Raw genomic sequence first — 23,417 nt, forward strand, 5'->3', positions numbered from 1 at the left:
TGACTAGATTGTACCATAGAAGACCTTATGACTTCGAGTGGAAGTTTGTTTACAGAGATTTTTTCATAGGCTCCTTTTATCGTTATGGCAAAGATAAAGATGGAAATCAAAAATATCTTTGCCGTGTATGCGGGCATCAATTTGTACCATATGCCAATACAACCGGCAAATCAGGAAGGCCACGCATACGTTCTTACCCAATTTGCCCTATCTGCGGGAAGGCCATGTTTCTTCATCATGAACACAAATATTATTCAAACTACCAATGTGGTGACAAGAAATGCGGTCATTCCCTTTTTGTCCCAAAACAAGCTGCTATTACAGCACCTTCCATGTAGAAATTGTCAGGAAAAACCAATTTCAAGCGAATGCGTTATCCTATGCATGTTATTCTGACGGCATTGTCAATGTTTTATTTAGGCAAGAATTCTTTCCGTAATATTGCTCTTATTATGCGTACGGTCATGAATATTCAGCTTTCTCACACCACCATCAGCAACTGGTGTACGAAATTTGCCCCTTTGTTTCACAACATTGCACTTGGATTGATACCAACGCTCAATTTCGACTCCGATGAATGGCACGCGGACGAAATCGTGGTGAAAATCCGTGGCATGAAATATTATCTTTGGTTAATTGTGGACAGCGAAACACGTTTTGTCCTCGGCTTTCATCTTTCCAAACACCGGGATAGTCCTCAGGCTTTTTCCCTGCTTAATTCCGTTAAGCACCTTGGCAAACCCAGAGCCATTGTAACCGACCGTTACAGTGCCTACAAAGTTCCTGTAAAAGCAGTGCTGAATGTCAAACATATCCGTGTCCACAGCTTCAGTGACGATATCACCAACAACCTGATCGAATGCTTTAACAAGCAGTTCAAAGCATGGTATAAAACCAAACAGGGATTTTCTTCTTTCAATTCCGCCAACAACCTTATCGCGGTTTTTCTCTTTTTTTACAATTTTGTCCGTCCTCATTCCGCTCTTAACAGTTTGACTCCGGCACAAGTTGCAGGGCTGAATCTTTCTGCCAGAAGTAAACACAAGCTTTTGTTCGTTGCTTGAAGTATTTGGCTGTTTCTGTTTGTTAATCTTTCATGTTTACTTTACAAAGCCATTGTTTTTATATGTTCAACAGTTGTTTTTGAAGCATTATATCGATTATAGATTAATTCTTCCTTTAATCTTGCCCACATGCTTTCGCAACGGGCATTATCATGGCATCTGCCACCTGCACTGTTCATACTTTGTACTATTCCGTATTGCTTAATTGCATTACGGTACCAGCTCACTGGTATACTGTGTTGCCCTATCACTATGCAGGATACAGCCCCGAATTTCTGGATATGCTTTATATGTATTAATTATTGTTTGTTCACATAACGTGGCTTTCATATTTGTATCCATTGCTAATCCCAGTACTGCAGAATCGAAGCAGTCAAAAACTGCGGATACATACAGCTTTCCATCCAGACACTTTATTTCAGTCATATCTGTTACGCACTTGCTTAACGGTTTATCAGAATAGAAATCACGTTTAATTAAGTCATCAGATTTTCTGGCTTCTTTATCAGCTTTTGTGATTCCATTAGGTTTTCTTTTTGGTCTATGGCTAATACCGATTTCTTCCATAACACGGTATACAGTCCGTTCACTCGGAATCTCAATACCAGCAGGCTTTTTTAGCTCTAAAGCTTGATGCATTCTGATTCGTCCGTAGGTATCATTGCATTCATCTTCAGCACAGATATCTAACATAGCATCTGCAAGAGACTGATATTTCCAAGGCTTATCTTTATATTTAAGATAATTGTGAAATCCCTGTCTGGTTACGCATAGACTTTTACAATAGAATGAAATTTTACCTTTAATAGTGCCGTCTTCAGTTTTTATTGCAATAAATATCAATCTCTGTTTTTTGTTGACTTCCGACGGCTGGCGGCGAAAAAAGCGCTTGCTTCCTCAAGAAATTCATTCACTTCTTTAAGATGGTGATTCTCTTTGTCCAGTTCTTTAACACGCTTTTTAAGTTCAATAAGTTCCTCGTTAAGAGATAAGGCATTGGAAGGAGTATGAACAGCGTCTTTTGCCTCCAACCTACCTTCTTTGAAGGCTTTAACCCATGTATAGATAGTACTATCTGGAAGCCCCAGTTCCGTTGCGGCTTTGTGTCCACCAATCTCCTGAGCTAATTTTACAGCCTGTGATTTAAATTCTTGGTCATAAGTTTTTATAATTCGTTTTGCCATCTTATTTCTCCTATTCTCTATCAATTATATATCACAATCCTTGAGAATAGGGTGCCAATTTTTATTGTACAACATCATTATGATACCTAGCAAAGTGATAGCTAATGCAAATAATACGACTATTTTTCTTTGTGCAATTAAAATGGCCTACCTTTTGCCCCACCTTAATATTTGATTTTCTCATTTAAACTTGTACTATTGATATATATATACACTGCATTCGCAGAATCAATATAACGATATGCTTATAAATAGCATAAACGCTACATTCCTCGTCATATTTCTGATAATCCAAGTATAATCTGCTTTACCGTATAATTTTTTCGTGCCATTACATACTCTTATTTATTTTTACCTGTTTTACTAACATTATAACTAGTTCAGTTTTTGGGTACTGAACCACACAAAAAAGCCTACACCTTGACACCAGCCAATCGGTGACATTGGTTACCCTACAAACACAGAGACGTGAATCGGTAACAGTTTTTTTGCAATACCTCGTTCCTGATGAGTTAATCTGACTCTTTATTCCAGAATATCCTTGCATCATGGATTTTTTGTTGCCTTATCCTTAACTATGAAAACTTCATTCTTAAACGGCATTTTCGGACACTTATACAACTCTTGCGGGATAGCACTTGTTATAATTAGTCCACGCATTTTTAAATATTTAAGGAGTTCAGTTTCAGACAGGTTTGAGATACCATCAGCAATAAGCCTTCCTAAGACCAGGTCCTCAAAAGTAATAAAAGGACTATCATTAGGAATTATAATCCCTCGTTGATAACGACGATCTCGAATCTGCGGAGATATGACCCGAAATCCGGTATTATATTCCGTAATCAGTGATTCCAGAAGAAAACCATTCCATTTGTATGAGCATTTTGGAAACGATTCATAATCGAATATACTGCCGAAAGCAAAATATCCAGATTTGCTGACGAGTTCCTGTAGCAGTTCAGAAAGTGAATTTATCAACGATTGAGAAATGCAGAAATAGTTTTTTCGTATATAATAATTTTCAGAGACTCGAATAAAATCCTTTTCTAAATCTGAGAATATTGAATATGCTGTACCTTCAGCCCATCCGAGTTCGGTCGCGAGATGACAGAATTTTTCATAGTTTAAGTCGGTTTCACAATGGAGCAGAACCTGTGCAATATTGGCTGCAGATATTTCTTGCACGGGAAAATTCTTAGAAAGAATATGTGGTCTTCTAAATCGGTAATCGCTTTCAAAGAGACATGAAACGACATAGTAAAGATTCTGTGGATTTTTAATATCATTTCCGGCAAAAAAGTCTTTGCATATATCTTTAGCAACGTTAAACAATAATGTATCACTGGAATAACCGTTATGTAATTCAGTTTGAGTTTTTATAACATTGAATAACATTAATCTTTCTTCACGAGATATAATTATATTGTCCATATGATTAAATTCATTATAGTCCCATTGAATGACCTTTGGTAGCCGCATTACGGAAAATGAAATGACAAAATCATTTATACCAGGGATTGCCCGCTTAATATCTGCTTTAGTCATAGAACAGCCATTCTTTAGTAATAGCTTGCTTAAACGGTCATTCACATCTTGTCTGAGTTCCCCAATCTTAATCATCAAGTCTCTTTCATACTCAAACTCACCAGGATATAAGAATTTAAGCATCCCATGCAGAAAATTTAAGTTATTAATATTCGTTTCAGCCATAAAGCGCCCTTTAAAATGTGAAAAAAGTTCAGCGTAATAAAAACTAGTCTGAGAGCTGTTTTGAATAAAAGTGCGAATCTCTTCAAACAGAGAAACACTGTATATGACCTTTTCAATTGGACAATATCGACCACGGCCAGAGAGTATTAATCTGGAAGCATCACGGGTCATTCCTGCGGTTAGAGCCCTATTTTTAGGAGGCAAAGGCAATCCATGATAGCGTTTGGCAATAATTTTTCTGAGCGTACGCATATCTTCGTTATCTTCATCAGAATCCAGCTTGATATCAAACCTGAAGAATTTTCGAACGGCATCGTGACAGACGATCGCATATGGCTGACTGCCCTTGGTGACATAATCGCCATAGAAACGATATCTGTTATGTACAAGGAAATTCATAATATCTACAGCATCGAAATAATCCAGATTATACTTTTTAAGCTCAGACTCTATTAATTCGAGATTGTCATAAAAATTAATGCCTTCACCGATGACTTCTTCTGTAAATTCTTTGAGCTTGTCTTCGATATCAGAGCCGCAGACTGCAATATTTATAAAGCTGTCAAAAAAACTAAGGTAGTGAACATAATCGGACTCCTGTAAAACAAGTTTGCAGTACATAGCCGACTCTTCAGTGGAGAAAAGCTTCATGAGGTTTGAAAAAGTAAAAGTAGCTTTATCTGATGAAAACAAAGCTCCTGCTACTAATTCTGCAGTACCTACAAGCTTGCGGCAAGTTTTTGCGAGGATTTGCCGTACTCTTTCGCGAGTTACTTGTAATTCTTTGCCGATTTCCTCTAGAGTTGCTCCATTGCAACGCCTTAACATGCTTACTTTTGCGCTGTCTTTCAAGGCATCAATTGCATAAACAAACCGTTCTGTTACAGGGATAGACATATAATTATTAACTATACGGGCAAATGAATATTCCCGGGGAGTTAGCCCCCGAGTACATAGGTCACCAATAGTAATACAATTGTTTTTCAAAAACAAATCAATCTCCTGTTCAGATACTCCTATATTGCGAAGCAAGGCAATAGGAATAGGTTTGTTTTCAGAGACAACGTCTTCTAGATAGTAGAGTTTGGATGCTTCGGGTTCCGGGAAAGAAGCGTTTTCACGAAAGGTTAATATTTCTTGGCAAGTTTTTTTCCCCATATTTTTAATGTTCATCAGGTCTTCTGCCGCTAAAGACAACAATCCTTCAAGCGAAGAGATACCTACTTGTTTAATACAGTTCTTTGCCCTGACTGAAAGCGGGAGATACTCTATCGGGGTTGATGAATGCAGAGATTCATTTACAGAATAATCCGCAGGAAGCGAAGGAGAGTTAATAAATTCGATATAAATTTTTCTGAGATTTTCAGCGGAAGCAATGCCAAGCCCTTTTAAATTTGCAGCTTGATCAAAATCTATATCCGAAAGCTGACTCATGTACAATTTACCATTATTTGTGCATTTTATTATAAACGGTGCGCTTCGAGGCACGTTGGAGTAAACGTCAGTTATCAAAGCATCTTTTATTCTTACGGCATGCTGCGATAGGATTTCGCACTGGTCATTCTGCCTCTCAGCTTCATCTATATCAACGTTTTCAAGGGATGCGCGATTTTCCTCACAAACGTGCTCCGCAACACTTGCGGTTTCTTCGGCAGTTGATGATGGACTCTTATAAAGAAAAAGAAGCTGTTTTGCCTCTGAAATCAGGAGTTCTGAGACCCCAGGAACAAATAGCAATTCATCGAAATCAAAGTTCACCAAAGCATCAAGACTGATAAAACCTCGCTCTCCAAGGTAATACCGTATCTTCTCAAACTTTTCATCGCTGTATAGAGTATAAATTGATTCTGACATCAGGCACCTATTTCCCTTCGGCTAAGAAGTCTTCATACTTCTTGCTTTCTCAAGTATTTTATCATAGATCTTTGTCTCCGGAAGGCAATCCAAAATGTATGTACCGCCGAGCAGATTAAGATACTTTGACAGTTCGCCGACTGTATCGGTATTGATGGGACATTCTTCCTCTCTGGCAGTTAAAAGTGCAGATAAGAATGCCTTTGTAATCATAGGGCTGTTTGATGTGTTACGCTCAAGAATATGCATGATATAATCGGAAGTTTCACATACGAAGCTGGTAAGCTCATAAGGATCCGTGCGTGAAGAGTCATGCGTCAGGCGTCCTATCCACCACAAACGAGCGATAGCATTTCTTGTCAAAGAGCGTCTCGCTCCAAAGCCAAAAAAGAAATGCTGCTTTACACTATCAACGGTACACTTTGAGACTACATCCCATCTGTACTGAGTATACTTCCAAAAATGATTTATACAAAGCCCTGCCCAAAGCCGCTCGTCTGAAGCTTGAGAGTCTGACAAAAAACTAAGGCTGTTATAAACTCGCTGCACATTTTCAAACTCAGTTAAGAAAGGCTTTTCCTGAGACATATTGAGAGAGAAATCGTCAACAGTATACTTTGTGTCGATGAAAGGAGACCGACCAAAATATTCTTTAATCCATTCTGCATCAGGCGAAGCAAACTTGGTAAAGATTTTAGGCAGATTGCTTTTGAGAGCAAACAGGCTGTCATCTTCTATAAAAGTTAGTTTCATTCATCTTCCTCCTCACCGGTATTGCCATATCCGCTTGATAACGTCTGAAGGGCATCTGAAAGAGGGACGTTAATTAATTTTTGAGCCGTTTCAAGCATATTGCGGTCAGTAAATTTTTCACTATCGATGTCACAGCTGAATTTATTCGCTAAAGATTTTTTTATAGTCCGATACCAAGCGTAGGAGCTATACTCATATCTTTCGCTGGGCTCTCTCTTCGATACTTCTTCGAGTACATATGTAAGTGCAGGTATGACAACTAAAGAATTAAGCACCGATTGGATTAGTGCCTGGCCTTTTAAACTTTTAAAGTTGAAAAATTCCCTTTCAGGCAATTTAATAACTATTTTTTTATAATCAAGGTCAACAACCATGCCCAATACCAGTTCATCATCATTTTTAATTATACTGAAAACTGAAGGGGTATCTGATAAGTCGCTGATTTCTTTATCGACATTAATGTTTACTTGTTTTCCTACAGCCATTACGCATCCTTCTTCGATGGTAAACTTAAAACCGCGATAATCCTCGTGAAAATTTGGATTTACATATTCTGCAATCTCCATTTCTGCAACAATGAACGGACAAACCTGTAATCTGCCGCTTATCATTTTGTTGACTATTACATGAGAAAGCTCATACTTCGACGTTGATACTGCCACCCGATATCCCGTCTGTGCACATTCAAGATGGTAGACGATTTTCGCTTTTCCGGAAACCAACAAATCTGATATTCCAGCATTATTTACTTCTGCCAGGAAGTCTATGCGGATGTTATAGCCATCTCTCACTGGTGTAATAACTGTATCAAAACTGCTATCCACGTAATCATCAGAATAGTATGACAGCACAGGGTATGGATAAAGCTTAGGCCTTATTTCCATATGCTTTTACCTCCATTGAGCAATAATCACGATAATCAATTGTAACTTTAAGGCGAACAGGAGTATTAGCCGTAAATGCCATCCCTGAAATATGGTTTCCTGCTACTGTTAAAGGAGGTTGTCCCATACCTATAGCTGAGATTATTGGCGCGTCATAATCTTGGGATTCTGCAGACAAAAATAAATCGAACCGTCCGTTTTCTGCAGAAGAAGTCGGTACAAATGTTATGGAATACTCACCAGCCTCTTTATTTAAGCATACGATTCTAACTTTTGAGGCGGTAATGCCAACAAGAGACTTGTGGTGCTCTTTGGGATTTTCGCCGCGGCCATCACCATCGGATGAACCGCCTCCGGAACTGCCGAACCTTTCGCTGCCACCCTTGTGACCTGCACCTGAATCAGGCTCTTCTTCAACGACATCACCTTTTTCGTCGTCTGTAGTAGTTTCATCTCCCTCAGTGAACACACTTGTTTTATTGTTATTGCGCGGAGGAATGGTTACCTCAAACGATTTAATGGTATCAGGAAGCGATTCGGTTTCATGATTATCATCGCCGGAATCCATGTCACTTTCATCAGGCAGATATTCTCCCACGTCAGGATCTATTTCATCAATGTCACTGTCCTGTTTTAATTTCTCTAAGCAATCTTTTATATAGTCTACTAATTCCTTAATGTAGGCACGAGCAAAGGGTACTTGGCTCTTAGGCTCCATACGCTCAGGTTCCCATTTTGTATGCTGAGGATTTTCAAGATTGCGTAGGAAATCGTTAATCTTTTCGCCTTCTATAAGCATTACACCGGCAAAAGGAATAATGCCGGAAATATTGCCACGATCCATTATTTTCATTCCAGTTTTTCTTATCATTGCAACTTTGCGATGCATCTCAATCTGATGCTTATCAGATTGTATGATAAGGCCTAATCGCACAGTTCCATGATTTTTAAAATCAACCTTATACCAAACAGTGTCATCAGAACTCAGAACTGTATAGTATTTATCAGCGCTTTCGGTCAGGGAAGTCTGATATTCTGCAATCAGCGCAGGAAGCGTATCTTTATTTATTATTACATCAGAAACTCTTACTACAAGCTTGCCGATAAAGATGGCATACAAAAATCCATCAAGCACGGAAGTAATAATGCTATCCTTCCAATCTGTCGAATAAAAGCGAAACCCGGCGACGAATATATCTGTTCCGGTTTGTTTCTTTCCGCGCCTGAAATGAGGATCAAGGTTAATCTGCGAATATACAGGCTGGTTATTATTGGCACCATAGTAACCGACACCCACAGTAATATCATCTTCTTCTTTTCGGCGAAAGCTGGTTATTCTTGATATACCCTGAAAAGCTGTAACATTTTCTATGTCCAGTGTGCTATAAAAAACGGTTCGAAATTCGGAGCAGGCAAAAGGAGCAAATTTGCCTATACCGAATGACCCGCCTGACGTTCCCGCTTTGTCTGATGCCCCGGATGATTTAGTTAAATTACACCAAGGGGTATTATATTCGCTTTTTGAGCCTTTCAGCCCTGTAGTATTAAAGTCACTTATCCTAAGAAACGGAATGCTTCCCGACTCCATCATTTTAATCGCGCGTTCAAAAAAGTCAGTGGCCTTTTTTACTGACTGGATACCCCAAAAATCTAAGGAAACCCTGAACGCTTTTCCAAGCGACTCAGCATCAGGGAACTCATCGACATCAAGGGCGAATGGCATAAACTCTACCTCTACAGTCTTGCCTTCGAGTGCTGCATCGAGTGAATTCTGACATATTTCGCGAGCAAGTGACTTCAGAGGAGTCCCCTGAAAAGTTTCGACACCCGAATTGCCAATGCCGTTTATATCACCTTTATTATTCGATGGAAACGACCATCTCATTGCATTACCTCCTATTCAAGCGTAAAACGGGTACTTTTTTTGCTCTCAATTTTGCTAAATTTCTTGCGCGACTCTTTAATTTCGTTCTCAATTGCAGAATAAATTTTTTCAATATCCGCTTATGTATATTCGTAAGTAGCGGCGTTGGAACAGTTCCCAAGCAGCTGAATCATGTCTATAATTTTGTTTGTGCGAGCCTCAACAATTCTTACGAATCTCTCGTATTTTATTTCTAAAGCACCCATTTTATTCACTCTTTTCAAACTCAAAAATATATTATCGCAAAACGACTCGATATGTCAACGATGTTTCATAAAGGTTAGCAATAGCTTTTACCGTTAGAGGTGGTACAGCATTGCCGACTTGCTGATATTAAGAATCTTTTGTGCCTTCAAAAATAAAAGGTTATTTGTAAAATAAAATTGACCAAATACATATTTTATGCCGTTTTTCAATATTTTCACTGATTTTTAAAATGATAAGGTGCAGTAATATATAAAAACAAGTTGTTTGAATACATTAATGACTATCACTAACAAATTTTATTTTCAGTTTGAATATTAACGCTCAATGGGCAATATCCATCAACAAGTTCTGGACCACTGATTAACGGCAATGTCATTAAATACTTAAACAAATAAATTATATATTTATAAGCATGCTTTTCAACTATTTATCATCCACAATATAATTCTGATACACTTTTTCAAGCACAGTACGAATTCGGAACTACATCACTTTCTGGGCGCAATACCACAATTCATCTATTAATCTGACAGCATTTTCATATCGTATATTGTCTCTTCTATGACCTTGATGCAACCAGCAAGATCATTTTTAATGTTATCGCCCCAAAATCGAATTACCGTCCATCCGCAGCATAACAATGCCTTGTTAACATCATTATCATGTTTTATGTTTCTTGAAATTTTGGAAATCCAATATTCACTGTTGTTACTGTGTTCAAGTTTTGGTTTTAACACTTTCCAGTCTTTCCCATGAAAGAATTCTCCATCACAGAAAATTACTATCTTATATTTAGTAAGTACTATATCAGGCTTTCCTGCAAGCTCATTATAATTTTTTCTGTATCTGTATCCTCTATGCCATAATTCGCGACGCAGAAGAATTTCTATATTCGTATCTTTAGCTTTGATATGCCGCATGTTCTTTTTTCTTTGCTGCGGTGTCAGATTATCCATTACGTCACCCCTGAAATATAATATCATTATGATATTCAATAAATTTTTCCCCCGGAAGAAATTTATCCGGGAGATGAATTTTCGCGTTTTCATAACTCATGAACCAGTCCCGTGTTTTTAAATCCATTGCTGAATCCTTTATCAAACTTGATATTATAATATGATAGTCCTTGTCAAGAGTAATTAACCCTTTATCAAAAGCCATATCATGCAATGCATTCAAACAGAGTCCATTGCTTGGATTTGTTCTTTCGGTTCTTTCATTGCTGTCAGCCCACGGTTTAATATGACTGGCTATTAAAAGCTTTGCATTTGACAGTCCAGTTATACAGCATTTATTTCCATAGGAATTTAGTACAGACATTCTAAAAAAGTACTGGCCTACTCTTGTTTTAATTATCTGATCTCTGTATTCACCCAGTGGAATTTTTTCTATGTCTCTGATATCAAATAGTTCTTCTATCCTCTGCTTCTTTAGTTTTGCCTTGATTAATTGCGCCTGATATATAAGCTCCGTCCAATTATTTGAAAATTTTTCAAATATTTCTGCATCAAGTTTACTTCCATGAGCCATCGCTGTTATATGACGTTTCTGCAGTTCAGGATCATAGTGAGCAAGATTAGACATCTTTAAGCTCACTGCCCCCGGTGTCCTGCCGAGCAGTTCAGCCAATTTTATAATGTCCGGATTACTTTGTCCAATCCTGCCAAATGGCGTACGGCAGTATAAATCAAATGCTAAAATTGTTTCCTCCTGGTTCCAATTAATGCCATTCATGTTATTCGTATTACAGTACCATCCTTATATTTTCCCTTAACATCCTTCTGCTGGATCATTTTATTTTATCAATTTTCCATATTTCCTTACGGATTTTAAATTTATCGCCAACGCTGAGGCCCACTAAATCCGGCTGTGTCTGAAAAGATGTTCTATTCACTGCCATAGGTATACGTACACCGCTTCTAATATTGCTGATAATAAGTTTACTGTTATATTTTACTCTTTTTAATGGCAATTCAGATGTAATACTGCTGGTTACCTTCGCTTCTTCTGTGTCTGAAACCTTCTCACTTACATTTTTCGTATAGGTTTCTCCATCTTTTTTATCTTTAGATGCATGATCCTCTGTTTCATTTAATACAGTATATAGAGTCTTCTTAGCCAGATCATATGATGCATCACTTGACAGTGAATCAAATACAATAACACCACCGGCCTGGTTCAATGCTAAGAAATACCGTCTAATCTGAGAACGTGTCAAATCGCCATGCTTCTTAAGTATTTTCAAGGCGGACAGGAACAAAGTCTTGTCTCTTGCTAAAGAGCGTTCTGCTGAAACTGTAAAAATATCCTGTTTGCTTAAAAAATACTCTGTAAGCTCATATGGATTGTCTTTATTCTTTTCATTGTATGTTAAATATGCACTCCAGTATAGTCTTGCAATCCCCTGCCGTACAAATGCTTTACCTTTGGAAGTATTGAAAAAATATCTTGCGCCAATTCTGGAAACAAGTTTATTGCCAGCATCTTCATTATCATCATCAGATTGAAGATTAATTGCCCATCTTCTCCGCATATATTTCCAGTATACGCTGTGTGCAAGATACGCCCAAAGCCTAAGATCACTTGCTTGAACAGATGTCAATCGATCTTTAAAAACGTTATATACTTTTACGGCATTCTCATAATCAGTTTCTGAACCACCAATAGTCAATTCTATATCTGGTACCGTGATTCCAGTGCTAAAAGAATAATTTTCTATTCCTTTATCTTCAAAATACTTATCTATCCACTTGTCCTGTGAATTATATAAAGGAACATTATTTGGAATCTCATTCCTCAAAAAATCCAATGCGCTATTTTTCATAAAATTAACCAGCATAATGTTTCCTCCTACAGTCTTGCAGATTTTGCTATCAGTTCTAATGCCTGAGATGAATTGTCATTAAGAAGAAGCTGAGCTGTTCTTATCGGATCATTCAGCATTTTTTTGTATTCTCTGTCATCGTCTTTAGCAGTTTTTTGGATAAGAACTTTTAATGTCTTATACCATAAATAACTTTCTAGATTTCTGTCTCCATTATTAAATTCATCCTGATATATCATAGAAATTCCTTGAACAATAGCTGGTACAACATAGACAGCATTAAGCATAGGAACCTTCCATGATTCATACCATCCTATTTTTGTGTATTGTTTGTACTGTGACTGAGGAAGATGAATCTGTATAGTATTATATTCCCATTCACAATACATTACTGAACTATTAGTGTCGTTTATAAAATGAACGATTGGATCGCCTTTTTTAATAATATCACTTTCATATACTGCATCAAATTTCTGACGCTCTCCTATAGCTGCGACCTCACCTTTGTTTAGTTTGAATGAAATACCATTGAAGTCTTCAGAAAAATCATCATTTTTAAAATCAGCAATGTCCTCTAATGCAATAATACATGGACACATATCCACACGTTCATGTATCATATCTGAAGAAAGAAATAATGTTTGTTTAGATGTTTCACTAATTTCAAGCTTTCTGTACCATGTTGATATACATTGAATCTGCAGTGCATATGTAATCTTTCTTTTATCCAGCAGTTCTTTTATCTGATTATTGTCAGTCTTATAGACAATGTCCAGGCTATACCCATTTGTTTTATCTGTTTTTTTTATCTCTGCAGAAAATGTACATGTTTTATAATCTGCTGGTTTATTTCTTAACACTGGATAGGGATAATTCATCATACTATTTAGCATAAGCTGTCACCTCCAATGGGCACCTTCTGGCATTATGCAGCTTGACTGACAAAGTTATTTTATTCCCTTTATTGATATGTTTCAGCATTATTAATTCTTTATATATTTCGAGAGTTTCACCATTACTAGATGCGCTTTTAATGTCAGCATTCTGCTTATCATCGTCATCAGACCCAATCTTTAATCTGACGTAAGCGTCATCAACAGTTTTTTCTGGAATAAATGACACCCTAAAAATATCTTTACTGCTGTCATATGGCGTTCTGATCTCCGTAATATGAATTACATGAAGTTTTATACTGCCTTTTTCTCTGCATTGCCCTCTTTCCTTTTCTCCAGAAATGTTTTCGAATCCATCCAGACTTGGTTTTGGATTCGTTGTTGGTTCTAACCCAGGGAAAGGACCAGGATATGGTTCAGTATATGTTGAATGAGATGGATTTTGTTCTTGTCCGCCTCCATGAATAACTTTATCTCCATTATCAGAAGGAAGCATTATATCTGCCGGAGCAGCATTATTTAAATTATTATCCACAATACTTACATCGGAAGATTTCTTTATATTGTTTTTTCTATTTGATGAACTTATACTTACAGGCCGCGGTTTAGGTTTAAAAGAAGAATATGCATCTTCTTTATCATCTGTACTATCACTATTCTGGTTTGGAAGCAGATCACTTAGACCATAGGCTTTAATCTCATCTGACTCGATCTCTGGCATTTCTTTTTTTATTTTATCAAGAATCCAGCTGTGAATTGCTTTAATTACCTTATCAGCTTCTTCCCTGTTATCTTCATATTCGTCTTTACTCCATGTGTCATGTGCCTGATTCTCGCATTTTCGCAGGAAACTGTTGATATCGTCTTTTGGTTCGTCAGACTTGCTACCTTCCCCTGTCGCAATAAATATTCCATAAAAATATGCACCAATTCTAAATGCCGTATCTTCCTGTATTTTCATTCCTGCAGTTCGCATTTCAAGAATTCTGCGTTCAGTAAAATCAGGATCTACAGAAAGATATAATTCAGCATTACCCTTTTTCCTGAAATTCTCCTTGAAGTGTTTTGTTTTTCCAGATGTGTCATTAAGAATATTCCAGAATATCGGCGCACTGAAACCTATATCATGTTTCTTGCAATAATCATTATATATAGCCATATTATTCGATAAATTATCTTTTGTTATATAAATTTTCTTATCGCCGTCAATAATTGATACTTCCAAATTTCCGATAGAAATCGTATAGAAGAAGTATTCCAGCACACTGACTGCAACCTGCTGCATCCATTCGTTTTCTTCCTTGAAACCAAGAACAAACAGATCTGTGCCATATTTATCACGACGGAATATTTCTGGAATATCATCAACATTATGTATAGCTTTACAGTCTTCGTCTTCTTCTAGGCCAAACAGACCTACATTCTGTTTAAGTTTATTATCATTATCAAGAAAAGTTGTTAATATTGTTTTCCCCTGTAATGCAGTTTCATTATCTTTATTGAGTGTAGAATAAATAATGGTCCTCAGTAAAGAAAAATTGAATGGAGCAAATTTACCTACACCAAAAGAACCGCTTAAACCATTTCCTTTATTAGTTGCACTTATTTCTCGTACAAGCCCGGTCCAGTTACTTCCTTTTTCTTCATTAACACCAGTAAGACCGATAGTATTATAATCACTGATTTTCAACACTGGAATAGATACATCTTTATCAAGCAGATTTTCAGCTGCCTCCTTCAAAAGACCCATCTTTATTCCATCATCACCTTCATGATAATATTCATAGCATTTTTTTATTACATCAGAAAGCCTCTCTAAGCCTGGAATTTCCGCTCTTTTTAAATGGATAACTTCAAAACAAGCCTTTGCCGGTCCCATAGTATCTTCATCCTTGGCATCTATAATATTTTGAAGAATCTCTTTTGCTAAACTTCTATATGGCTGTTTTTTGAAAATTCCTATTCCTGCGTTATTTACTCCGACCTTGTCACCTGTACCCAGCGGGCTGAAACACCATTCATATTTCTCGTCCCATATATCGCCCATAAGCGTTCCCTCCATTATTCTAATGTAAATTTACTACCCTTCTGACTGTCTTGTTTGCTATATCGTTTTTTTGCTTCATCAAGTTCTATCTGAATAGCATTGAATATTTTATTTACATCCGTCTTAGAATATTCATATAAACTATGATTTGAACAGTTGCCTAAAAGCTGAATCATACTGATAATTTTATTAGTTCTTGCCTCAGCTATTCTGACAAATTTATCACGCTTAGATTCTTTTTTCAAAATCACACCTCCAAAATTAATAATAAATAAGAGCTTCATTTCATCTTTATATTAATCTATTTTTCTTTTAGCGTCAATTATTTTAAAAATACTATTAGTATTAAAATATTAAGTTCAATTTAATTACTCGTTTTTACATGATTATTGCAATTTTTAATGAAATTATTTTAAAAATAATTTCAAAATGAAATGCGCAGGCAAAAGCCTGCGCATTTCATTTATAGATACTTCAAAAGTAATTCTGCTATTCCCTTAGCCATCAGTGGAGGGACTGCATTTCCAACTTGTTGATATTGAGAATTTTTTGTTCCACTAAATACAAACTTATCAGGGAATGACTGAAGCCTAGCTGCCTCACGGATACTAACTGCCCTATTGAGTGTAGGATGAACCCACATCGATTTTCTCACATTTATTACAGTGCCGCTTGGTTTTTCTCTGTCAAGTCTTAAATATATGCTGTTCTGTGTTCTATCAGGATCAGCATAATTATCTTTCAAACCTGATTCGAGTTTGCGGAAATTCTCTCCTTCATGCAATACTGCAAATCTCTCCTGTGCTTTTTCCCGTGTTTTAGTTATAACATGATTACATATGCCACTGGAACCAGTACGCATTAATACTGCGTACTCTGATAAATTTTTATGATCTTTATAATTAATTTTATTATCATCACCTGATTCCTGAAATGCAGCGTAATCTGCTAAATCCATAATTGCCTCACCTGTATTAACTATCGGTGGAAGTTTTCCACTGCCGTCTGGCATCACTATCTTATTGTCATCTATTTCACCTGTTCGAATACCTATCATAATAAAACGCTTACGTTCCTGCGGTACCCCATACCATATAGCATTGATGACTCCGCTGTTTTTTACATAGTCGTCCCCAAGAATTTTATTTGCATAATCAATTACGGAATATGAATTTACTAAGGCTGTGATTTTCCCAGTTTCTGGATTCTGGGTAAGTTTATAAATAATATCATTCGAATTAAGTTCATCAATGAGTCGAAAACTTTTTTGAAACTTGATGAACTGTCCAAGTTCATCAAAAAAATCCTCTAATGTGCTTGTATTAATATATTTGCTTATATCATGAAGGATTTTATAATCATAATGTCCCTCATCTAAAAATTCCTTGATTTGACTGCAAATAATGTTTGCATTTTTATAAATATATTTTTGCAACCGGTTTTCTTTGTTTTTTCTGTCTTTATATAATACATTCAATAGCTTAAGCAGTTTATTTGAAATACTGTATGTTTCAACATCATTTTCATTAAGAGCTTTGAAACAGTCCACCCCATCATAATTTTCATCCGCAATAACAAGTTCATCACGTTTCATATTAACTCTTAGCTTAAACACTTCATCATGATCCTTCTTCGAATCATAAAAACGATGTTTCTCAGAAGACAACATGCTTACGTTTTCCATAACAAATGCCTTAGGTTTGATTTCTTTTATTGCTCGGAAATACTCTTTAACCAAAGAATTATTCATACTGATTATATGATTCTTCTGCCTGTTCACATTTGAAAAACCTTGACATGGTGGTCCTCCAATAACAACATCAATACCATTGAACCTGTCAGATAATGCACGAAAATCATATCCACACACGTCTGTAATCATCAAAATATCATCTTTTTTCCTGTGATTAGCTACGTAAGTTTTTCTGGCATTTGCATTATTCTCAGCTACCGCAATTATATTAAATTTATCTGTTGCTTCAAAACCATAGCTGAGTCCGCCTGCACCTGCAAATAAATCAACTGTCTTATACATTTCTAAGTTCCTCCGCATATTTTACAATTTTTTTTAAGGAGTCACTCCCCATATGTTTATCTACAAAAATTTCCAGTAGTTCATATACTTCATCGTGACCATTCACATACTTAAGGAGATATGGCGGAAGATTTTCTCTCGCTCTTGCAGCCTCTCTAAAGAGTTCTCTGTGTTTTTCCTCAGACAGTCCCAACAGTTCCGAATTTTTTTTCAAATCATAATAAGAAAACGATTTGTTATTATTTGTTTCTATACTGCTTACCAGCATAGTAGTCTTGCCTATTTTTTCTGCTACCTGCTTCTGAGTGGTATGTTTGGACGTTCGCAATTTTCTAAAATACCTTCCAAAACTCATTATAGCAGCCTTATTATAATTTACAAGTTTAAATAAGCACAGCCAATCTTTCTAAACTGCAAAACCAGTGTTCCTTCCTTCCATCCATTCCATTAAATTATGCAATACATTTGTTGAATGGCTCACTATTCATAGAATTCCAGCATACTCGGTAATTCTATGGCAACCAGTTTACCACCAAAAACACCGCCGCAGTTAATGTCTATCTTATCTTTATAAACGTTATCAAACCATATTTTGGCATTTTTATCCTTATTTTCAGTGCCGCTTTTATCAAGTAGCCATGTAGGGATATGCCCGAAAATCATAATTTTATCTTTATATGCTGGACGATAATAGAAGCTTTCATCTGCCCATACTACTTCATCTTCCGTATTCTTTTCAATCGGCTTGTGCGTATTTGCCGCAGCATGAGTAAATATAAATTTACCTATTGTAAAATAAAGCGGCAGTTTTTGAATCCATGTCAAAATCGCTGTTAATTTTTTTACCGATAAGTCTTTTATTTCGTTATACATTTCAGCACCACCATTATACGTGACCCAATTATACAGATTGTTTGACGGCATAGTGCGCCACGCACGAGTTTCTAGCATTTCAATGAGGCTTTGTTCTAGAAACTGCTCATGGTTTCCCTTTAAAAGCACGGCTCCTTGCTACTGCAGTTTTTGGCAAGCAGCAAGGCATTTTAAGTTTTCTTTTCCTCTGTCGATTAAATCACCGCAAACGATAAGTAAATCCTGTTCCGGTTCATGCTGCATGGTTTTCATATGAAATTTCTTATTTTGACCATGTATATCTGATGTCGCTAAAATACGACCAATTGTATGCATACTCATTTCTGCTACTTCCTTTCTGTCATGTTTCATTTATGATAGTTACGATCGTTATAAACCTCAGTTATTTGTCGTTTTGATGTACTTAATGGTCCATGTTTTAATATTGTCTTAAAATTAATATAACTTGGCCTTTCTGTAAAAAATTATCTGACATGAAAATTATCTACGTTTACAAAACCTGTGCCACCGTTTGCATTTTCATAAACAACAATCAACCCGCTCATACCACCAGTAACTAAACGAATTGGAAATTTATTGTCAATTATTTCTTCGCTCATTATTATCATTCCTTTACTAACCACTCCTTGATTTTATTCAGTATATCATATGTGCCACCCTTGATACATTTCTTTTTCTGCTTCTTTTGTCCAGTCTTTTAGTAAATCATCTTCTTCCCAATGCGCGTTATATTTCGCTTCTTTATGATCTAACATATTTTTAGCAATATCTGCTGTCTTATCAAGCACATCTTTTTGCCGCCGCTGCTGGGCTTTTTGTTTTATTGGATGTGCGTTTGTTTTTGCCGGGGTTGCTTTCCCTTTGCCCTTAGTATGATAAAGATATGCAGTATCCGGTGTATTGTCTATTTTTTCGGCTTGCCATAAATCCGGCTGTTTTATGGCGTCTATTTTATAAACAGGTACTTTACCTTTGATTACAGGATCGGTTAATTTTACGGCATTAACAGTTAATTTATCATTGATTTTTGCGTCTTTTGGCAGTTCGGAAATTACGGCATTGGTGCTACCCTATAAAAGCAGTCACATTCTTGCACCAGGCGTATTATTATTTCAAACACGAAAAAGAGGGATTAACTTGTCCACAAAAACACCTCGCTACGAAGAAGATTTCAAACGCACACTTGTAGAGCTTTACCACAATGGCAAGACTCAAACTGCACTTATAAAGGAATACGGTGTATCTCAATCCGCTCTTGGTAAATGGATTAAGCAATATTCTACTGTCGAAACCGACAATGGTGAGATTATTACCGCTAAACAGGTCAAGCAACTCCAAAAACGCAATGCTCAGCTTGAAGAGGAAAATCTTATTTTAAAAAAAGCGATTGCCATATTCACGCCACACTCAGACAAAGATTAGAAGCTGTTTTTAAACTGCGCTGTCAGCATGGTGTTAAAGTGCTTTGTAAAGTGTTGCATGTTAACCGCAGCACTTATTACAAGCATTTTTTCTCAGAACCAGCCCCCAGGATAGCGGTTAATCAACAAATTAAGTCCGCTGTCGTGCATATCTACAGCGACTACGCCACAGCCTTGGTGCTTATAAAATCCACCATGTCCTTAAGCGTGACTATGGTATAACCATCAGTGTTGGCAGAGTGTACCGGCTGATGGCTGGCATATGGCTCTGCCTAGAATGTCGATGGATAAGCCTAAATATAAGCCTGCCCCCATAGATGGGATGCTATGCGTAAATCATCTTAATCAAGGTTTCAATCCGGATGCTCCCAATATGATTTGGGTCAGCGATTTTACCTACATCAAGGTCAATGGCAGGTTCAACTATCTATGCATTGTTATTGACCTTTTTGCCAGGAAAATCATAGGCTGGAATGTCACCTCTGAGCATTCCCATAAACTAATACAAGCTCCCCTGCAAAAAGCTTATACCAATCGTGGATTTCCAAAGCATGTATTATTTCATTCAGATCAAGGTTCCGAATACAAAGCTTTTTCTGTCAGAAAACTTCTTGATAGATACCAATCTGTCCAATCTTTCTCCAAGAAGGGATATCCTTAAACGGACATAACTCCAGTCCAAGCCGAACACCTCACCACGACGGCCCGTGCGAGAAGCTAAAGTAACAGCAACGTAATACTCTTTTTTCAAATAATCAGCGAACGGATCATCACCGGGATAGTACTCACCTTTTTTTGCAATATTCAATAATGTTGATAGTTGTATTTCTGATAAGACCAATGGTTCTTTTTTTCTTCACGAACATGTTTAACTTCCATGAGCGGGTTATTACCTGTGAACCCATTATCTACAGCAAATCCCATCATCGTTCTCCAAACATTACGGATTGCATTAATAGTTCTTGCCGACAAGTGGTTAGAACCATTGGGACAATATTGATATAGATTATTTAACCATGATTGAATTTCAATTGATTTCAATGTTGGTAATTTTTGGTGCCCATAACGAGGTAAAATATAGTTACGTACCAATATGTCATACTGATGATACGTATTGATTTTTACTGATGTTTTGATATTATCCAACCAAATTTGCGCTAAAATATTTATGGTCATATCGTTCGGAGGCAAGTAAATACCGTTATCTATTTGTGTTTGCCATTCTTTTATTTTTCTATTTAAAGTTTTTTTGACACGGCAGCAATCTTTTTACGTTTATGTTGTCCATCTACTGTTTCGTAACGGCCTTCATACACTAACCTATACCCGCTTTGCTAGACAGCTAAAATGAATGGTAAAATACATTCATGAGGTGAGAGTATTGACAAAATACAGCAACGAATTTAAAGAAGAAGCCGTTAAGCGGGTTTTGCGTGGAGTACCTGCCAGCCAAGTCGCTAGAGAAATTGGCAGCGTAGGTGATAAATCAAGCATTTTTACGAAATCGAGTGATTCCTTTCGTTTTCGGTATCTGACCGCGTGGGGAAAGGCCACTCTATAAAAATGATATAATCGGTAATAGATTATATGTTTTATATAAACCCAATTTTTTTTGGGATTGCAAGGGATGGAGGTATTTTTTTGACTGTACGAGATAAATTTACTGAACGATTTGTCTTACTTAAAAATACGTATGATCTGACATATCCAGAATTAACACGTATATTAGGCACAAAAGGGAAATCAACAATTAACGAGTGGGTTCGCGCGCAGAAATCGTTTCCAAATGAATCTATGTTGGTGTACATCTCTGATTTATTTGCAGTTTCAACGGATTGGCTACTAGGTAGAGTTGATGAATCATATAACGAAATGATTTTAACAATACTAGAGATACAACATGCAGTTGACCTCTTATCCATGGCTTTTGGGAGTCATTTCATACCAGATGAATATCTAAATATTGATCAGCGGCGTAAAAATTATTCTTTGGGGCAACGTGCTAACCTAATTTACATTGCTATGTCTGCATACCTGCAAACCCTCTTTTCTATGTTTACATTCCGGCAAGTGGAAAATGGAGATATAGAGTTAAAAACATCAAATGATGTTATACAGTGTCAGAACCTACTTAATGGTTATGTTGCTGATGTCAAAGATGCTGGCCCTTTGATTCGCAGCGAATTAGATAAACCAGTTTTTGATCTTGAAGATGCCATCCGCAAAAATAAAAATGCATAAATAAAATAAGCGATACCGTCAATAATTTTGCTGATGGTATCGCTTATTTTTAAAATGGCCCACCTTATTGATTTCGCTATAAATAAAAAACCATGCAGTCCTCAAAACCTGCATGGTTATTGCTTTCTTATGGTGGAGACGAAGGGGATCGAACCCTCGACCTCTTGAATGCCATTCAAGCTAAAACAGGAGCGTAATTCCCTTGATATATAGAGATACAAGCATTTGGGCATATATTTTAGCTATTGTATAAGCCCCTTATTTATAAGGATTTATGGGTATTAATAAAATTTAATTGTGCCCACTTTTGTGCCCACTACAGGCGCGGCAAATCGTATAAATTTTTTGTGTTATCAACTAATATTTTGTCATAATCTGGCATGGCATGCCCGTATAATTCAAGCGTATGACTGATTTTGCTATGACCTAATCTGCGGGACACCTCTATGATCGGCTCTCCAGCGGCAAGTAAATTCGTGGCATAGGTATGTCGCAGAGTGTGAAATTTTTTGTATTCTACCCCTGCATTCCGCAGCACGCTGTGCCAGAATTTATCAAAAGCGGTAGGTTGCACGGGATTATTACTGGCCGTGACGAAGCATAGCTGCTCATCGCCTGCCGGAAGGTTGGAGAGCAGCTTCTGTAATTCCTTAATCGTTTCTTCATGGACGGTTAGTTTTCTCACAGATGCTTTTGTTTTTGGGTTGCCTATCAGCAGCCCCGCGCTGGTCCGTACTAATATCTTCCGAATAAATATTTGTCTGACATTTAAAAAAACATCGCATCGTCTTAGTCCTAGGACCTCACCTTTGCGCATACCCGTCGTTACAGCTAAAAGCACAGCTGCATATCTTTTATTTAATATGGCGTGATTAGCACATGTACGCAGTATTTTCGCTATTTCATCTTTAGTAAATATCTCAATATCTTTTTTTTCAAAATGCGGAGCTTCAACGCTATCCATAATATTTTTCTTGATTAGACCGAGGCTATATGCTTTTGAAAATATACCGATCAACAAGGAGTGGGCTTTGTGTGTCGTATTTGCCGATACCCGTTCTAACAGATCTTTATACAGTTGTTGGATTTGCAAAGGGGTAACTTCCTGAAGCTTGAGCGCAGTCAGCGGTTTTAAATAACCGATCAGGAATTTGTAATAATCATATGTGCTTTGCCGGACGGAATCTTTTTTATAAGTCTTTAACCAATCCAGCACCCATCTGCCAAATAAAACATCAGACGGAGCAACAAAATTATCATTGTTTATGTCATTGATTTGTTCGATTAAAAACGCAGCTGCGGACTGTTCTGTGTCAAATCTTTTGTAATGCCTGTTATCTTCATTATCAAAAAACGCTACACGCCATTTTTTCCGTGATTTTTCGTATGAGATAGACCCTTCTCCGCGTTTGCGGTTTTTAGACATAAATAAAGCCTCCTATTCAATTGAAATAGAGGCTGATTACTGATATAATTTAATTGCATTTAGGTTGAGTAATCAGC

At 36.9% G+C, this 23,417-nt stretch carries 24 protein-coding genes and 2 pseudogenes; 5 read left to right on the forward strand and 21 right to left on the reverse strand.

Annotation, left to right across the window (positions count from 1 at the left end; genetic code table 11):
* The first annotated feature begins 65 nt into the window (after positions 1-65).
* Positions 66-1,064 (forward strand): annotated as a pseudogene (locus tag NXG61_RS01575) (IS6 family transposase).
* A gap of 41 nt (positions 1,065-1,105) precedes the next feature.
* Here the strand turns inward: NXG61_RS01575 and NXG61_RS01580 are convergent.
* From NXG61_RS01580 to NXG61_RS01670, 19 genes are all read right to left on the reverse strand, one after another.
* Positions 1,106-1,243 carry a hypothetical protein gene (locus NXG61_RS01580; RefSeq protein WP_307223022.1) on the reverse strand — a complete coding sequence of 46 codons (138 nt, stop codon included), beginning with the start codon at positions 1,241-1,243 and terminating at the stop codon, positions 1,106-1,108.
* Positions 1,244-1,274: 31 nt separating this feature from the next.
* Positions 1,275-1,907 (reverse strand): DDE-type integrase/transposase/recombinase, encoded by a 633-nt coding sequence (locus NXG61_RS01585; protein WP_307223024.1) that lies wholly within the window; start codon positions 1,905-1,907, stop codon positions 1,275-1,277.
* The gene (locus NXG61_RS01590) at positions 1,904-2,248 is read right to left on the reverse strand and encodes a transposase (protein WP_196595541.1); all 345 of its coding nucleotides are present in this window, start codon (positions 2,246-2,248) and stop codon (positions 1,904-1,906) included. The genes NXG61_RS01585 and NXG61_RS01590 overlap by 4 nt, the downstream gene beginning before the upstream one ends.
* Before the next feature lie 546 nt (positions 2,249-2,794).
* A complete protein-coding gene (locus NXG61_RS01595; protein ID WP_307224332.1) occupies positions 2,795-5,812 on the reverse strand; it encodes a DNA-directed RNA polymerase subunit alpha C-terminal domain-containing protein in 3,018 nt (1,005 codons plus the stop codon).
* 21 nt (positions 5,813-5,833) lie between these two features.
* The gene (locus NXG61_RS01600) at positions 5,834-6,565 is read right to left on the reverse strand and encodes a DUF6339 family protein (protein ID WP_307224330.1); all 732 of its coding nucleotides are present in this window, start codon (positions 6,563-6,565) and stop codon (positions 5,834-5,836) included.
* The gene (locus NXG61_RS01605) at positions 6,562-7,449 is read right to left on the reverse strand and encodes a hypothetical protein (RefSeq protein WP_307224328.1); all 888 of its coding nucleotides are present in this window, start codon (positions 7,447-7,449) and stop codon (positions 6,562-6,564) included. The genes NXG61_RS01600 and NXG61_RS01605 overlap by 4 nt, the downstream gene beginning before the upstream one ends.
* Complete coding sequence (locus NXG61_RS01610) at positions 7,433-9,334, reverse strand: hypothetical protein (protein WP_307224327.1); 1,902 nt, start codon at positions 9,332-9,334, stop codon at positions 7,433-7,435. The genes NXG61_RS01605 and NXG61_RS01610 overlap by 17 nt, the downstream gene beginning before the upstream one ends.
* Positions 9,335-10,101: 767 nt before the next feature.
* Positions 10,102-10,536, reverse strand: a complete 435-nt coding sequence (locus tag NXG61_RS01615; RefSeq protein WP_307224325.1) for a very short patch repair endonuclease — start codon at positions 10,534-10,536, stop codon at positions 10,102-10,104.
* 4 nt (positions 10,537-10,540) lie between these two features.
* A complete protein-coding gene (locus tag NXG61_RS01620; protein WP_307224323.1) occupies positions 10,541-11,314 on the reverse strand; it encodes an HNH endonuclease in 774 nt (257 codons plus the stop codon).
* A 55-nt stretch (positions 11,315-11,369) separates the two neighbouring features.
* On the reverse strand, positions 11,370-12,419 hold the full coding sequence (locus NXG61_RS01625) for a DUF6339 family protein (RefSeq protein WP_307224321.1): 1,050 nt from the start codon (positions 12,417-12,419) through the stop codon (positions 11,370-11,372).
* An 11-nt stretch (positions 12,420-12,430) separates the two neighbouring features.
* Positions 12,431-13,297, reverse strand: coding sequence for a hypothetical protein (locus tag NXG61_RS01630; protein ID WP_307224319.1), 867 nt, complete (start codon positions 13,295-13,297; stop codon positions 12,431-12,433).
* Positions 13,287-15,176, reverse strand: coding sequence for a hypothetical protein (locus tag NXG61_RS01635; protein WP_307224318.1), 1,890 nt, complete (start codon positions 15,174-15,176; stop codon positions 13,287-13,289). Before NXG61_RS01635 ends, NXG61_RS01630 begins: the two co-directional genes overlap by 11 nt.
* Positions 15,177-15,358: 182 nt before the next feature.
* On the reverse strand, positions 15,359-15,589 hold the full coding sequence (locus NXG61_RS01640) for a hypothetical protein (protein ID WP_307224316.1): 231 nt from the start codon (positions 15,587-15,589) through the stop codon (positions 15,359-15,361).
* Positions 15,590-15,807: 218 nt separating this feature from the next.
* Complete coding sequence (locus tag NXG61_RS01645) at positions 15,808-17,379, reverse strand: DNA cytosine methyltransferase (protein WP_307224314.1); 1,572 nt, start codon at positions 17,377-17,379, stop codon at positions 15,808-15,810.
* A complete protein-coding gene (locus tag NXG61_RS01650) occupies positions 17,372-17,734 on the reverse strand; it encodes a helix-turn-helix domain-containing protein (RefSeq protein WP_432748967.1) in 363 nt (120 codons plus the stop codon). The genes NXG61_RS01645 and NXG61_RS01650 overlap by 8 nt, the downstream gene beginning before the upstream one ends.
* Positions 17,735-17,859: 125 nt before the next feature.
* Positions 17,860-18,252: a hypothetical protein gene (locus NXG61_RS01655; RefSeq protein ID WP_432748968.1), complete on the reverse strand. Its 393-nt coding sequence runs from the start codon at positions 18,250-18,252 to the stop codon at positions 17,860-17,862.
* Between the two features lie 138 nt (positions 18,253-18,390).
* Positions 18,391-18,573 (reverse strand): metallophosphoesterase, encoded by a 183-nt coding sequence (locus NXG61_RS01660; protein WP_432748969.1) that lies wholly within the window; start codon positions 18,571-18,573, stop codon positions 18,391-18,393.
* A 143-nt stretch (positions 18,574-18,716) separates the two neighbouring features.
* Positions 18,717-18,851 (reverse strand): hypothetical protein, encoded by a 135-nt coding sequence (locus NXG61_RS01665; RefSeq protein ID WP_307224308.1) that lies wholly within the window; start codon positions 18,849-18,851, stop codon positions 18,717-18,719.
* A 45-nt stretch (positions 18,852-18,896) separates the two neighbouring features.
* The gene (locus tag NXG61_RS01670) at positions 18,897-19,040 is read right to left on the reverse strand and encodes a hypothetical protein (RefSeq protein WP_307224306.1); all 144 of its coding nucleotides are present in this window, start codon (positions 19,038-19,040) and stop codon (positions 18,897-18,899) included.
* A 184-nt stretch (positions 19,041-19,224) separates the two neighbouring features.
* Between NXG61_RS01670 and NXG61_RS01675 the strand changes: the two genes are divergently transcribed.
* From NXG61_RS01675 to NXG61_RS01685, 3 genes and pseudogenes are all read left to right on the forward strand, one after another.
* On the forward strand, positions 19,225-19,674 hold the full coding sequence (locus NXG61_RS01675; protein ID WP_307224304.1) for a transposase: 450 nt from the start codon (positions 19,225-19,227) through the stop codon (positions 19,672-19,674).
* Between the two features lie 166 nt (positions 19,675-19,840).
* Positions 19,841-19,990 (forward strand): annotated as a pseudogene (locus NXG61_RS01680) (transposase); the annotation flags it as partial.
* Positions 19,936-20,334: a DDE-type integrase/transposase/recombinase gene (locus tag NXG61_RS01685; RefSeq protein WP_307224302.1), complete on the forward strand. Its 399-nt coding sequence runs from the start codon at positions 19,936-19,938 to the stop codon at positions 20,332-20,334. The pseudogene NXG61_RS01680 and the gene NXG61_RS01685, both read left to right, overlap by 55 nt.
* A gap of 143 nt (positions 20,335-20,477) precedes the next feature.
* Here the strand turns inward: NXG61_RS01685 and NXG61_RS01690 are convergent, their stop codons facing one another.
* Entirely contained in the window at positions 20,478-20,849 is a 372-nt protein-coding gene (locus NXG61_RS01690) for a hypothetical protein (protein WP_307224301.1), read from the reverse strand.
* A 465-nt stretch (positions 20,850-21,314) separates the two neighbouring features.
* On the opposite strand from NXG61_RS01690, the gene NXG61_RS01695 reads away from it, so the two are divergent.
* A complete protein-coding gene (locus NXG61_RS01695) occupies positions 21,315-21,914 on the forward strand; it encodes a hypothetical protein (RefSeq protein WP_307224299.1) in 600 nt (199 codons plus the stop codon).
* A 316-nt stretch (positions 21,915-22,230) separates the two neighbouring features.
* Here the strand turns inward: NXG61_RS01695 and NXG61_RS01700 are convergent, their stop codons facing one another.
* A complete protein-coding gene (locus NXG61_RS01700; RefSeq protein ID WP_307224298.1) occupies positions 22,231-23,340 on the reverse strand; it encodes a tyrosine-type recombinase/integrase in 1,110 nt (369 codons plus the stop codon).
* Positions 23,341-23,417: the final 77 nt, after the last annotated feature.

This window comes from Pectinatus haikarae (assembly GCF_050916305.1).
Taxonomy (GTDB): Bacteria; Bacillota; Negativicutes; order Selenomonadales; family Selenomonadaceae; genus Pectinatus; species Pectinatus haikarae.